Raw genomic sequence first — 13,166 nt, forward strand, 5'->3', positions numbered from 1 at the left:
AACAGACGAATCTGATTCATGCTGCGTCGCGGCAATGCGAGCCGGTCTAAGATTCCCCGGCAAATCGACCGCTGATTGCAGCCGTAAACCCCTGCTACCAGCGCAAAAGCACCGCGCCCCAGGTGAAACCGCCGCCCATGGCCTCGAGCAGCACGAGGTCGCCTTTTTTGATGCGTCCGTCGGCAACTGCCACCGAAAGCGCCAGCGGAACGGACGCTGCGGACGTATTGCCGTGCAGATTGACCGTCACGACGACCTTTTCCTCGGCAATGCCGAGTTTCTTGGCGGATGCGTCGATGATGCGCTTGTTGGCCTGATGCGGCACGAACCAGTCGAGATCGTCGGAGGTGATGCCGGCTTCAGAATAAGTCGCCTCGATCACGTCAGTTATCATGCCGACAGCATGTTTGAACACTTCGCGGCCTTCCATGCGCAGCATGCCGACCGTTCCGGTGGTCGATGGGCCGCCGTCGACATAGAGCTTGTCCTTGTGGGCGCCGTCCGAACGGAGGCTCGCCGCCAGGATGCCGCGATCGGCGATCGTGCCCTCGCCTTCCGCCGCCTCAATCACCAGCGCGCCGGCGCCGTCGCCGAAAAGCACGCAGGTCGAACGGTCGTTCCAGTCGAGAATGCGCGAAAACGTTTCGGCGCCGATGACGAGAACGCGCTTGGCGAGCCCGCCGCGAATATAGAGGTCAGCCGTCGTGATCGCGTAGACGAACCCGGAGCACACCGCCTGCATGTCGAAGGCGAAGCCATGATGCATGCCGAGGCGGTTCTGGATTTCGACGGCGGTCGCCGGGAAGGTGTTGTTGGGCGTCGAGGTGGCGAGCACGATCAGGTCGATATCGGCCGGCGTCAGGCCGGCATTGTCGAGGGCTGCGCGCGCGGCTGCCTCGCCCAGCGATGCCGTCGTCTCGTCGTCCGCCGCAATGTGGCGCTGGCGAATGCCGGTGCGCTGGGCGATCCACTCGTCGGAGGTCTCGACCATGCCTTCGAAGTCGGCATTTTTCATGATGCGGCGCGGCAGCGCAGACCCGATGCCACGCACAGTCGATCTGATCATAGAATATCCTGTTCCTAATTCTCGTCCGCGAGTTCCGACGATCTCGTGGCCTGCGGGTGGCGGGCGTGGAAAAGATCGAGATCGGCCTCTATACGGTCGAGAAGCCCGTTCCTGACCATGTCATAGCCGAGTTCGATTGCCGCTGCGAAACCTTCCGCATCGGCGCCGCCGTGACTTTTTACCACAATGCCGTTGAGGCCGAGGAAGACGCCGCCATTGGCGCGGCGCACATCCATCTTCTCGCGCAGCGTGTCGAACGCACCCTTGGCGAAGAGGTAGCCGATCTTGGCCATCAGCGTCCTGCTCATCGCGGCGCGCAGGTAGCCGCCGATCTGGCGCGCCGTGCCTTCGGCCGTCTTCAGCGCGATGTTGCCGGCAAAGCCTTCGGTGACGACCACATCGACGGTGCCCTTGCCGATATCGTCGCCCTCGACGAAGCCATGATAATCCATCGCCATCTTGCCGGCTTCACGCAGCAGGCGTCCGGCTTCCTTGACCTCTTCCTGGCCCTTGATCTCCTCGACGCCTACATTGAGCAGGCCGACGGTCGGGCGCTCCATACCAAACAACGCACGCGCCATGCCGGTGCCGAGAATGGCGAAATCGACCAGTTGGTGGGCGTCCGCGCCGATTGTCGCGCCTACGTCCAGAACCACGCTTTCGCCGCGTGCCGTCGGCCAGATGGCGGCGATCGCCGGGCGGTCGATGGTTGCCATGGTGCGCAGGCAGAATTTCGACATGGCCATCAGCGCGCCGGTGTTGCCGGCCGAAATGCAGGCTTCCGCCTCACCGTTCTTGACGGCCTCGATCGCCTTCCACATGGACGATTTCCAGCGGCCATGGCGCAGCGCCTGGCTCGGCTTGTCATCCATCCTCACCGCGATGTCGCAGTGGAAGAATTCGGTAATGGCCGCCAGCTTCGGATATTTATTGAGTTCGGGACGTACGGCATCCTCACGCCCATAGACCAGGAAGCGCACGTCGGTACGGCGCTGGGCGACCGTCAGAAGTGCGGGAATAAGGACTCCCGGCCCGTGGTCGCCGCCCATGGCGTCGATGGAAATTCTGATCACGCGGTATTCATCTCACGTTTGTCGAACGGCGGGCCTTGGTTAAGGCTTCGCGAAAATAGCGGTTTTAAGCCGCCGCACAACCGACATTTCGTGCGAAACGCCCGCCATTCAGCGTTTTTGTGTCAGCGCGCGGAGCTTTCGTTGCAATTCGTTCTCGACCGGCTCTTCGGCTAAGTTATGGCTTGGCTGGCGTAATTCAGCGCCCTTCTTGCGCGGATACGGATCGATCGCAAGGCCAAAAAATTCTTCGGCGAGCGCGCCGACATCTATGGTCTCGCCGGAAAAGAGTTCCGGGCTGTCAGGACCATCCGCATCAAGCATGATCTCACCGCCCTCGCCGAAACCGTGCCGTGCGAGTTTCGAGTCTTCCGGCAGGAAAAGCCCGGAAACCTCTTCACTGACATGCGTCTCGATCGGCTCCAGCGTGACCACGCAAGCCTGCACGATATCGGCCTCGACGGTTCCCGAAACCTTGATGCCGTTGCGCTTCCAGGCGGTGATCAGCAACTCGGCGCGGTAGCGTTCGACCGTTTCCAGCCCGTGCTCTTCGGCAAGAGCCGCACGCTGCTTCTCATCCGCCTCGATCACTACCGGCAGGCCCTTCTGGGGCAGCCGTGCGACGGTGGCCACGAAGGAAACCGGGCTTACTGGCATTTCATGTTTCATGACGGTCTCCTTTCCCTGTTTCATCAGGCGGCACCCGCGACCGGAAAGCGGATCGCCCCCGAAAGGATCGTTTCCGATCCCTGCTCGCGCAGCATATTGTCCGCCTCTATCACATAGGCCGCAAGGGCGTCTGCCTGCGGCCAGGCCTCGCTGTCGGGCCTGATGTTTCGGGCCAGTGCTGCGGTAAGCGCTTCCCTGTCGCCGCGTTCAAGCGCGTCGGCATAAGCGGCGGTGCGCCCATAAAACATGCGGCCGAGCTTCTTCATCCGCTTCGGCACGCCCATGTCGCCTATTCCGAGATCACGCAGGGAGTGTTCGACTTCGGCAAAGAAATCGTCGGTCAGGATCTGCGCGACCTCGCGTGCCGCTCCGGCCTCGCCATGCAGGCGCTGCTGAAACAGGAACATGTGCAGGGAAAGCATCTCGAAACGGCCAAGCGGCGTGTCGGGTGCATCCCAATCAGAATAAAATACCGGTTGCCGCGCCGCCGCCACGATTTCGGCGTAGAGCGCGTCCGTTATCGTACGATTGCTGCGTTCGCGGCCGAAAAGGCGTTTGAACATGACGGGCGGGTCTCCTCGGGGAACCGTTTCGCGGGGTGGCGTTGTTGCATCGGCGCGCAAGCTGGTTTACCGGTTTTGCGGCTCCGTGCAAGGTGGGGGCGGCAAGACATATTGCCAAGATCGATTTGAAGGAGTTGTTGTTGGGCTCGCTGAATTTCAAGACCATTTATTCGCCTGCCGCCGTCGGAGCGGCTTGCATGCTTGCCGCGGTGGGGCTTTCCGGCTGCAACTCATCAAAGGTTCTGGGCGGCCTGACGCCGGGCGAGACCCTGACGCAGGGCTATGTCATCGACCAGCAGCAGATCGATCTCGTGCCGGTCGGCTCCAGCCGTGAACAGGTTATCCTCGCGCTCGGCAGCCCGTCGACCACCGCGACCTTCGACAACGAGGTGTTCTACTACATTTCGCAGACGCGCCGGCGCTCGGTCGCCTTCCTGAACCCGACGCTGGTCGACCAGCGCGTTCTGGCCGTCTATTTCGGCCCTGACGGCCGCGTCACGCAAATCGCCAACTACGGCAAGCAGGACGGCAAGGTCTTCGACTTCATCGCGCGCACCACGCCGACCGGCGGCAAAGACCAGAACTTCATCGGCCAGCTCATCTCCGGTGCCGGCGGCAAGCCGACCCTGCCGATCGGAACGACGCAGTAAGCACTGCCACTTCCATTACCCGATCAAAAACCCGCGGGATCGCTCCCGCGGGTTTTTTCGATTCGAACTGGCCGTTAGGCCGGTTCAGTGCGCCAGCACTGCCAGCAGCAGCAGCGCAACGATGTTGGTGATCTTGATCGCCGGGTTGACGGCCGGACCCGCGGTATCCTTGTAGGGATCGCCGACCGTGTCGCCCGTAACCGAAGCCTTGTGCGCTTCGGAACCCTTGAGATGCTTGACGCCATCCTTGTCGGTGAAACCGTCTTCGAACGACTTCTTGGCATTGTCCCATGCGCCACCGCCCGAGGTCATCGAGATGGCGACGAACAGGCCGTTGACGATGACGCCGAGCAGCGAAGCGCCGAGTGCGGCGAACGCCGAGGCCTTCGATCCGGAGATGAGCAGCACGCCGAAATAGACGACGAGCGGCGCCAGCACCGGCAGCAGGGACGGGATGATCATCTCCTTGATCGCCGCCTTGGTCAGAAGATCGACGGCGCGGGCATAATCGGGCTTGGAAGTGCCTTTCATGATGCCCGGATCCTCGCGGAACTGACGGCGAACCTCTTCCACGATTGCTCCCGCCGCACGGCCGACCGCCGTCATGGCGATGCCGCCGAAGAGATAGGGAATCAGGCCGCCGAAGATGAGGCCGGCGACGACGTAAGGGTTGGAGAGGTCGAAGGATACTTCGCCCATGCCCTGGAAGTAAGGGTATTTGTCGCCATTGGCGGCAAAGAACTTCAGGTCGTTCGAATAGGCCGCAAACAGCACCAGCGCACCGAGGCCGGCAGAACCGATGGCATAGCCCTTGGTGACGGCCTTGGTGGTGTTGCCGACCGCGTCGAGCGCGTCGGTGGAGTGACGAACCTCCTTGGGCAGGCCGGCCATTTCAGCGATGCCACCGGCATTGTCGGTGACCGGGCCGAAGGCGTCGAGTGCAACGATCATGCCGGCAAGGCCGAGCATCGTGGTTACCGCGATCGCCGTGCCGAACAGGCCGCCGAGCTGGTAGGTCGAAATGATGCCGCCGACGATGACGATAGCCGGAAGTGCGGTCGATTCAAGCGAAACCGCCAGGCCCTGGATGACGTTGGTGCCGTGGCCGGTCACCGACGCCTGGGCGATGGAATTGACCGGGCGCTTGTTGGTGCCGGTGTAGTATTCGGTGATGACGACGATGAGGCCGGTCACCAGAAGGCCGACAAGGCCGCAGACGAACAGGTTCTGCCCGGTGACGGTGACGCCGCCGCCGGTTCCAATCTCGCCCCAGCCGACGGTGAGCGACGTTGCAGCACCCAGGCCGATGATGGAGAGCAGGCCGGTGACGATCAGCCCTTTGTAAAGCGCGCCCATGATCGAGCCGTTGGAGCCGAGCTTGACGAAGAAGGTGCCGATGATCGAGGTGATGATGCAGGCGCCGCAGATTGCCAGCGGATACAGCATGACACTGCCGAGAACGGCAGTGCCGCCGAAGAAGATAGCCGCCAGAACCATGGTGGCGACGACAGTCACCGCATAGGTCTCGAACAGGTCGGCTGCCATGCCGGCGCAGTCGCCGACATTGTCGCCGACGTTGTCTGCAATGGTCGCCGGGTTGCGTGGGTCGTCTTCCGGGATACCGGCTTCGACCTTGCCGACGAGATCGCCGCCGACATCTGCGCCCTTTGTGAAGATGCCGCCGCCGAGACGCGCGAAGATCGAGATCAGCGATGCGCCGAAGCCGAGCGAGACGAGCGCGTCGATGACCGTGCGGTCATCCGGCGCCAGACCCATCGGGCCGATGAGTACCCAGTAATAAACCGACACGCCGAGCAGCGCGAGGCCCGCCACCAGCATGCCGGTGATGGCGCCCGACTTGAAGGCGATGTCGAGGCCGGCGGCAAGGCTGTTGGAGGCCGCCTGCGCCGTGCGCACATTGGCCCGCACCGACACGTGCATGCCGATGAAGCCGGCAAGGCCCGAAAGCACTGCGCCGATGAGGAAACCGATTGCTGCGGTCGCCGATAAAAGCCACCAGGCCAGAAGGAGGACCACCACGCCGACGATGGCGATGGTCGTATACTGACGCGCAAGATAAGCCTGTGCCCCCTCCCGGATGGCGGCTGATATTTCCTGCATGCGTGCATTGCCCTGGTCGGCTGCAAGAACCGACTGTGTCGCCCAGATGGCGTAAAGGACAGAAAGCAGGCCGCAGGCAATGACGACGTAAAGCATGGTCATTATGCCGATCTTCCCTGATTGTGAGCCCGGTAGAACCCCTCCCCGGGCGCTGCGATGAAGACCGGTTGGCCAATAGCCGGAATCCGGTCTGCGACTATTTGTCTGAAACGGATCGGCCAACGTCAAGTCAGTGTTGAGTTTTTGCCGGATTTTTGCCGTTTTTGATTAGGCCACGCGACCGTCGGCCCCAAGGCCTCACGACAGTCAGGGAGAATCGACGCCCTTAGGGCCGCCGCACCGCCGACGTGTCGGGCACGTGCCTGCGCGCTACGAACAGCCATACCAGCGCCACGAGGCAAATCGCCGTCACCGGGAACACCACCCAGTTCAGCATGTCCCAGCCATAGGCGTTGTAGACCTTGCCGGACATCAGCGAGGCGAAGGCGACGCTGCCGAACAGGACGAAATCGTGAAAGCCCTGCGCCCTGCCCTTTTCGGACGGGTGATAGGTTTCCGACACAAGCGCGGTGGCGCCGATGAAGGCAAAGTTCCAGCCGAGGCCGAGCAGGATAAGCGCCGTCCAGAACTGCCAGAGCTGGATGCCGGATAGCGCGACCAGCGCGCAGCCGATCAACAGGACGAAGCCCACAGCCACGATCGTATTCGTACCGAAACGGTGGATCAGCCTGCCGGTGAAGAAGCTCGGCGCAAACATCGCCATTACATGCCAGGAAATGCCCAGCGTGGCCTCATCCGGCGAAAAACCGCAGCCGACCATGGCAAGCGGCGCACCGGTCATGACGAAGGTCATCAGCGTATAGGAGCCCACACCGCAAAGCAGCGCCACGATGAAGCGCGGCTGCGAGACGATCTCGCTGAGCGGGCGAGCATGTCCGTGATCGACCGTTTTCTTGTGCGTATCCGGGTTGGTGCGCAGGAACGACAGAACAATCGCGCCGACCGCCGAAAGCACGAGAATTGCCGCGAAGGAGCCGGCAAACATCACCGGCGCAAACAGTTCGCGGGTGAAGATGACGATCTGCGGCCCGAGGATTGCGGTGATCACCCCGCCGGCCAACACGAAGGAAATGGCGCGCGCCTTGAATTCGCGCGGCGCATTGTCGGCGGCCGCGAAACGGAACTGCTGGACGAAGGCCCCACCGACACCGACGATCATCAGCCCGATCGCAAACAACCAAAAGTTGGATTGAAAGAGCGCCATTGTGGCAACCAGCCCGCCCAGCGCCGTTGCCAGAGTCCCGGCCATGAAGCCATTGCGCTGGCCGAGCCATCTCAGGATGGCTGCAGCCGGCAGCGAGCCGAGCGCGACACCGAGATTGAAGCCTGTCACCGGGGCTGTGGCGAGCGACTTGTCGGCGCCGAGCAGATAATGGCCGGCAAGCGCGCCGAGCGAAATGCAGATGGGAGCGGCCGAGCCGACAATCGCCTGCGAGGCCGCCAGGATGATCGCCGTTCGCCGTGCGTTGCTTTGCGCGGCGTCGCTCATCAGGCGTCTTTGCCGCGTCCTTCGCCGCGCACGCGGCGCGATACCCGGTCGAGCACGGCATTCACCAGCTTCGGCTCGTCTTCGACATAGAACGCCTTGGCGATGTCGACATATTCCGAAACGATGACGGCCACCGGCACGTCAGGACGCTGCATCAACTCGTAGACGCCGGAACGCAGGATGGCGCGCAGCGTCGAATCGAGACGCGACAGCGGCCAGTCCTCGGTCAAAGCCTGGCGAATAACCGGATCGACCGTCTTCTGATTCTCGACGACCCCGGCAAGAATGGCACGGAACCACTGCGCGTCTGCCTCGCGGTAGAGCGCGCCGTCGACCTCCTTGCCGAGCCTGAACGCCTCGTATTCGGCAGTGATTTCGAGCAGGCCGGCACCCGCCACATCCATCTGGTATAGCGCCTGCACGGCGGCAAGGCGGGCAGCGCCACGCTTGTTGGCCTGGCGGATCGGGGGCTGACCGTTGTCGGCTGGCTCAGTCACTTTTTCAGGCTCCGAGGCGTTCGCGCAGGGCGATCATGGTGAGTGCGGCGCGCGCTGCGAAGCCGCCCTTGTCGCCCTCATGGCGCTTGGCGCGCGCCCAGGCCTGATCGTCGTTTTCGACCGTCAGGATGCCGTTACCGATCGCAAGCGATTCCTTGACCGCGAGGTCCATCAGCGCCCGGCTCGATTCGTTGGCGACGATGTCGAAATGATAGGTCTCGCCGCGAATGACGGTGCCAAGGGCGACATAGCCATCATATTCCGTGCCGCCTTCTTCCGCGCCATCCAGCGCAAAGGAGATTACGGCAGGCACTTCCAGCGCGCCGGGGACCGTCACGACGTCATAAGTCGCACCCGCATCGTCGAGTGCAGCCTTGGCGCCTTCGAGAAGCGCGTCGGCGAGGTCGTCGTAAAAACGGGCCTCGATTATGAGCAAATGCGGTTTTGTGGAACTGGCCATGAACGTCTCCGGGATCGCCGGTGACTTAGGCCGAAGCCGGTAAGTTCGCAAGCGGAAGATTGCCGGATGACCGTTCGAGACACTCCATCCGCGCTGCCTTTGCCTGCGATGAAGGGCAGGCTCTGAAACCGCGAGATCCGGGTGGCTTATGAAATGAGAAACAAATTCCGTCATCATGGATGTCGGAAACAGCGTTTTCCATTCGTCCTATGTGGGCCAAACGACACCGTGGAGGACCAATCAATGAGCAAGACCGTTGCAATTCTCATCGCAAGGCTGATTTTCGGCGGCGTTTTCGTCATGGCCGCGAGCTTCAAGTTTCTCGGCATGGAAGCGACAGCCGGCTACATCGCCGCGGCAGGTTTTCCATTTCCGCTATTTCTTGCGTGGGTGGCCGCCTTCTTCGAGGTCGCACTCGCTCTTGCATTTCTTACAGGCGCGTTCTTCTCGGAAGCAGCACTTCTTGCGGCGGCTTACGTCCTATTCCTGGCTTTCGCCTTTCACGGCCCATCGCACTGGGAAGGCAATCAGGCTGAATTCGGATTCTTCATCGATCACTTCACCTTCATCGCCGGCCTGCTGTTCGCCGCGGTTCATGGACCGGGCGAAAAGCTGGCGATCAGGAAAAGCTTGATCTGAACCTCAAAGCCCTTCTTCCGCCGCCTGTGCAAGCCGGGCGGCATAGCGCGCCATGGTGTCGATCTCGAGATTGACGCGGTCGCCGACTTTTCGCTCGCCCCAGGTGGTGACGGTCAGCGAATGATGGATCAGCAGCACGTCGAAGCGCGTGCGCTCGACCTTGTTGACGGTAAGCGAGGTACCGTCGAGCGCGACCGAGCCTTTCGGCGCGATGAATTTCGCCAGCTCGCGCGGCGCTTCGAGTGTGAAGCGGACGGCATCGCCCTCGTCCTGCCGCGCGACGATCTCCGCCGTGCCATCGACATGGCCGGAAACGATGTGACCGCCGAGTTCATCGCCAATCTTCAAGGCGCGCTCCAGGTTGATGCGCGTGCCGGCGTTCCAGCCGGCGGCCGTGGTCAGGCGCAGCGCTTCTTCCCAGGCCTCGACCTCGAACCAGCGGCGGTTCGCGCCTGATTCCGGCAAAGTGACGACGGTCAGGCAGACGCCGCCGCAAGAGATGGAGGCGCCGATTTCGATGGTCTGCGGATCATAGGCCGTGTCGATGCGCAGCCTGACGCCTTCGCGGAGCGGCGAGATGGAGGCGACTGAACCAACATCGGTGACAATTCCGGTAAACATCAGAAATTCCTTGTCCATTCGGCATAGCTATCGTCGCCGAAGCGCGCCTGACGCGTCAGGCGAAACCCTGCCGGCATATGGTTCTCGTCGACGGGGGCTGCAATGCCGCCCGCGCCCAGTTCGACTGGGCCACGAAAGATCACGATACGATCGACCATGTCGTCGACCAGGAAATTGCGCGCAGTCTCCGCCCCGCCCTCGACCATGACATTCATCATGCCAAGTGCTGCGAGATCTTCCAGCAATTCCGGCAGCGCGATGCGGCCGTCATAGGTGTCGGTTGCGAGCGATTTTACGCCAAACGCTTCGAGTTCGGCTTTGCGCGCAGCATCCGCTTCCGGTCCCACGGCCACGAATACGGGAACCTCTTCCGCCGTCCGCGCCAGCTTCGACGCCGGATCGAGCCGCGCCAATCGATCAAGCACGATGCGCACCGGCGAGCGGGCTTCCAGGCCCGGCAGACGAACCGTCAGTTCCGGGTCGTCGGCGAGCGCCGTGTTAATGCCGACCACAATCGCATCGGCCTCGGCGCGCATCAGATGCACCTGCCGGCGCGAGATCGCGCCGGTGATGGCGATCTGCCCCTCACCCGGTCGACCGATCATGCCGTCGGCGGAAAGTGCAAGTTTCAGAGTCACTTGCGGACGTTTTTTCAGAGATCTGACCAGATAGCCGGCGAGCTGATCTGCGGCTTCGTCGGCCATCACCCGCTCGACCACCTCGATGCCCGCTTCGCGCAGAATCGCATAGCCCTTGCCCGAAACGCGCGGGTCGGGGTCACTCGCGGCACCCACCACGCGGGCCACCCCGGCCGAAACCAGCGCATTGGCGCAAGGCGGCGTGCGGCCGTGATGGGCACAGGGTTCGAGCGTCACATAGGCGGTCGCGCCACGCGCCTTTTCACCGGCCTCGGCCAGCGCTTCGGCTTCGGCGTGCGGTCTGCCACCGATTGCGGTGACACCGCGCCCGACGATGACCGGGCCGTTGCCGTCGTCGCGAACGAGGAGCGTGCCGACAGCAGGGTTTGTCGCCGTCAGGCCGGCGTGTTTTCGCGACATGCGAAGGGCGGCCGCCATGAAGCGGCGGTCGGTCGCCTGCTGTTCTTCATACCGGGTGGACATGGCTCAACCCGGTTCCTCTTCGTCCTCGCCCTTGAGCTCGCCGAGAACGTCATGGAAGTCCTTGGCCTCGCGGAAATTGCGGTAGACCGAGGCGAAGCGGACATAGGCGACATCGTCGAGCGCTTTCAGCGCTTCCATGACCAGACGTCCGATCTCGCCGGTCGTCACTTCGGTCTCGCCTGAGCTTTCGAGCTGGCGCACGATGCCGGTGACGGCGCGGTCGATGCGTTCTGGATCGACATTGCGCTTGCGCACGGCGGTTTCCATCGAGCGCAGCAGCTTGTCTCGACTGAACGGCACCTTGCGGCCCGACTTCTTCACCACGATGAGATCGCGAAGCTGCACGCGCTCGAAGGTAGTGAAGCGCCCGCCGCAATCGGGGCAGACGCGCCGCCGCCTGATCGCCGCGCCATCTTCGGCGGGGCGGGAATCTTTGACCTGGGTGTCTTCCGACTGGCAGTAGGGGCAGCGCATGTCTCGGCTTCGTCCTTCGCGATTCCTCTCGCGAAAGGCTTAGAGCATGATTGCGAAAAGTGGAAACCGCTTTTCGGAGACATTGTGTTTGAAAAGGCGGATGCAGCAGGTGCGCCGGGCGATCATTTGCGCGTCGGCGCTGCCCCTCATCCCGCTACCGCGACCTTCTCCCCGTATTGTGACGGGGAGAAGGAGGAAGCTCCAACGCCGACGCCTCCCTCTCCCCGTTCTTACGGGGAGAGGGTAAGGGTGAGGGGCAGCGCCAACGACGAAAGTTCACCCCAGATAGGGATAAAGCGGGAAGCGGTCAGTCAGTTCGACCACCTTCTTCTTCACGGCAGCCTCGACGGCCGCATTGCCTTCATCCGAATTCGCGACCTTCAGCCCGTCGAGCACTTCGGCAATGAGATTGCCGATCTCGCGGAATTCAGCCTCGCCGAAGCCGCGCGTCGTGCCGGCAGGCGTGCCGAGGCGCACGCCTGAGGTGACGAAGGGCTTTTCCGGATCGAAGGGAATGCCGTTCTTGTTGCAGGTGATGTTGGCGCGGCCAAGGGCCGCCTCGGCGCGCTTGCCGGTGGCGTTCTTGGGGCGGAGGTCAACCAGCATCAGATGGTTGTCGGTGCCGCCCGAAACGATGTCGAGGCCGGTGCCCTTCAGGCTGTCGGCCAGCGCCTTGGCGTTGGCGACGATGTTGGCGGCATAGGTCTGGAATTCCGGCTTCAACGCCTCGCCGAAGGCGACTGCCTTGGCGGCAATCACATGCATCAGCGGGCCGCCCTGCAGGCCGGGGAACACCGCCGAGTTCATCTTCTTGGCGATTTCCTCGTCATTGGTCAGGATCATGCCGCCGCGCGGACCGCGCAGCGACTTGTGCGTGGTCGTGGTTACGACATGGGCATGCGGCAGCGGCGACGGGTGCTGGCCACCGGCGACGAGGCCGGCAATGTGGGCCATGTCGACCATCAGATAAGCACCGACTTCATCGGCGATCTCGCGGAAACGCTTCCAGTCCCAGATGCGGGAATAGGCGGTGCCGCCGGCGAGGATCAGCTTCGGCTTGTTCTCGCGGGCAAGGCGGGCGACTTCGTCCATGTCGAGCAGGTGGTCGTCCTGGCGCACGCCGTAGGACACGACCTTGAACCATTTTCCCGACATGTTGACCGGCGAGCCGTGGGTCAGATGCCCGCCCGAATTGAGGTCGAGGCCCATGAAGGTGTCGCCCGGCTGCAGCAGTGCTAGGAACACCGCCTGGTTCATCTGGCTGCCGGAGTTCGGCTGGACGTTGGCGAAGTTGCAGCCGAACAGTTTTTTGGCGCGCTCGATGGCGAGCGTCTCGGCGACATCGACGAACTGGCATCCGCCATAGTAGCGCTTGCCCGGATAGCCTTCGGCATATTTGTTGGTCATGATCGAGCCCTGCGCTTCCAGAACGGCACGGCTGACGATGTTTTCCGAGGCGATCAGCTCGATCTCGTGGCGCTGGCGGCCAAGCTCGTTGCGGATGGAGCCGAAAATCTCCGGATCGGCATCGGCGAGCGTCGTGCCGAAGAAGGATTCGAAATGTTGCGAGGCGGCCGAGTCTCTTGCCATGTCAGGTAATCCTTAGCTGGGGCGGTGCTCTGTTGCGCGGACATCATCCCTTAGGGAAGGAGATCATGTTCCATGC

At 62.7% G+C, this 13,166-nt stretch carries 14 protein-coding genes; 2 read left to right on the top strand and 12 right to left on the bottom strand.

What is annotated here, in order from left to right; all coding sequences use genetic code 11:
• Positions 1-94 precede the first annotated feature (94 nt).
• The 4 genes from WBQ96_RS18315 to WBQ96_RS18330 all read right to left on the bottom strand — a co-directional run bounded on the left by WBQ96_RS18315 (position 95) and on the right by WBQ96_RS18330 (position 3,368).
• Positions 95-1,066 (bottom strand): beta-ketoacyl-ACP synthase III, encoded by a 972-nt coding sequence (locus WBQ96_RS18315; RefSeq protein WP_336552913.1) that lies wholly within the window; start codon positions 1,064-1,066, stop codon positions 95-97.
• 14 nt (positions 1,067-1,080) lie between these two features.
• Positions 1,081-2,139 (bottom strand): phosphate acyltransferase PlsX, encoded by a 1,059-nt coding sequence (gene plsX, locus WBQ96_RS18320; RefSeq protein ID WP_336552912.1) that lies wholly within the window; start codon positions 2,137-2,139, stop codon positions 1,081-1,083.
• Positions 2,140-2,247: 108 nt separating this feature from the next.
• A complete protein-coding gene (locus WBQ96_RS18325; protein WP_336552911.1) occupies positions 2,248-2,805 on the bottom strand; it encodes a YceD family protein in 558 nt (185 codons plus the stop codon).
• Positions 2,806-2,828: 23 nt separating this feature from the next.
• Positions 2,829-3,368 (bottom strand): ubiquinol-cytochrome C chaperone family protein, encoded by a 540-nt coding sequence (locus WBQ96_RS18330; RefSeq protein WP_336552910.1) that lies wholly within the window; start codon positions 3,366-3,368, stop codon positions 2,829-2,831.
• A 140-nt stretch (positions 3,369-3,508) separates the two neighbouring features.
• Between WBQ96_RS18330 and WBQ96_RS18335 the strand changes: the two genes are divergently transcribed.
• Positions 3,509-4,018 (top strand): outer membrane protein assembly factor BamE, encoded by a 510-nt coding sequence (locus WBQ96_RS18335; protein WP_165120748.1) that lies wholly within the window; start codon positions 3,509-3,511, stop codon positions 4,016-4,018.
• Positions 4,019-4,102: 84 nt separating this feature from the next.
• On the opposite strand, the gene WBQ96_RS18340 is transcribed toward WBQ96_RS18335, so the two are convergent.
• From WBQ96_RS18340 to ribH, 4 genes are all read right to left on the bottom strand, one after another.
• Positions 4,103-6,241 (bottom strand): sodium-translocating pyrophosphatase, encoded by a 2,139-nt coding sequence (locus WBQ96_RS18340; RefSeq protein ID WP_336552909.1) that lies wholly within the window; start codon positions 6,239-6,241, stop codon positions 4,103-4,105.
• Between the two features lie 223 nt (positions 6,242-6,464).
• Positions 6,465-7,688: an MFS transporter gene (locus WBQ96_RS18345; RefSeq protein ID WP_336552908.1), complete on the bottom strand. Its 1,224-nt coding sequence runs from the start codon at positions 7,686-7,688 to the stop codon at positions 6,465-6,467.
• The gene (gene nusB / locus WBQ96_RS18350) at positions 7,688-8,185 is read right to left on the bottom strand and encodes a transcription antitermination factor NusB (RefSeq protein WP_336552907.1); all 498 of its coding nucleotides are present in this window, start codon (positions 8,183-8,185) and stop codon (positions 7,688-7,690) included. The genes WBQ96_RS18345 and nusB overlap by 1 nt, the downstream gene beginning before the upstream one ends.
• A 4-nt stretch (positions 8,186-8,189) precedes the next feature.
• Positions 8,190-8,645, bottom strand: coding sequence for a 6,7-dimethyl-8-ribityllumazine synthase (ribH, locus tag WBQ96_RS18355; protein ID WP_119818340.1), 456 nt, complete (start codon positions 8,643-8,645; stop codon positions 8,190-8,192).
• A gap of 243 nt (positions 8,646-8,888) precedes the next feature.
• On the opposite strand from ribH, the gene WBQ96_RS18360 reads away from it, so the two are divergent.
• The gene (locus tag WBQ96_RS18360) at positions 8,889-9,284 is read left to right on the top strand and encodes a DoxX family protein (protein ID WP_336552906.1); all 396 of its coding nucleotides are present in this window, start codon (positions 8,889-8,891) and stop codon (positions 9,282-9,284) included.
• A 3-nt stretch (positions 9,285-9,287) separates the two neighbouring features.
• On the opposite strand, the gene WBQ96_RS18365 is transcribed toward WBQ96_RS18360, so the two are convergent.
• From WBQ96_RS18365 to glyA, 4 genes are all read right to left on the bottom strand, one after another.
• Positions 9,288-9,905: a riboflavin synthase gene (locus WBQ96_RS18365; protein ID WP_336552905.1), complete on the bottom strand. Its 618-nt coding sequence runs from the start codon at positions 9,903-9,905 to the stop codon at positions 9,288-9,290.
• Positions 9,905-11,026 carry a bifunctional diaminohydroxyphosphoribosylaminopyrimidine deaminase/5-amino-6-(5-phosphoribosylamino)uracil reductase RibD gene (gene ribD, locus WBQ96_RS18370; RefSeq protein ID WP_336552904.1) on the bottom strand — a complete coding sequence of 374 codons (1,122 nt, stop codon included), beginning with the start codon at positions 11,024-11,026 and terminating at the stop codon, positions 9,905-9,907. The genes WBQ96_RS18365 and ribD overlap by 1 nt, the downstream gene beginning before the upstream one ends.
• Before the next feature lie 3 nt (positions 11,027-11,029).
• Positions 11,030-11,500: a transcriptional regulator NrdR gene (gene nrdR, locus WBQ96_RS18375; protein WP_165120755.1), complete on the bottom strand. Its 471-nt coding sequence runs from the start codon at positions 11,498-11,500 to the stop codon at positions 11,030-11,032.
• A gap of 276 nt (positions 11,501-11,776) precedes the next feature.
• On the bottom strand, positions 11,777-13,090 hold the full coding sequence (gene glyA, locus WBQ96_RS18380) for a serine hydroxymethyltransferase (RefSeq protein WP_336552903.1): 1,314 nt from the start codon (positions 13,088-13,090) through the stop codon (positions 11,777-11,779).
• Between the last annotated feature and the right edge of the window lie 76 nt (positions 13,091-13,166).

It is taken from the genome of Mesorhizobium sp. CCNWLY176 (assembly GCF_037153935.1).
Classification (GTDB): Bacteria; Pseudomonadota; Alphaproteobacteria; order Rhizobiales; family Rhizobiaceae; genus Mesorhizobium_M; species Mesorhizobium_M zhangyense.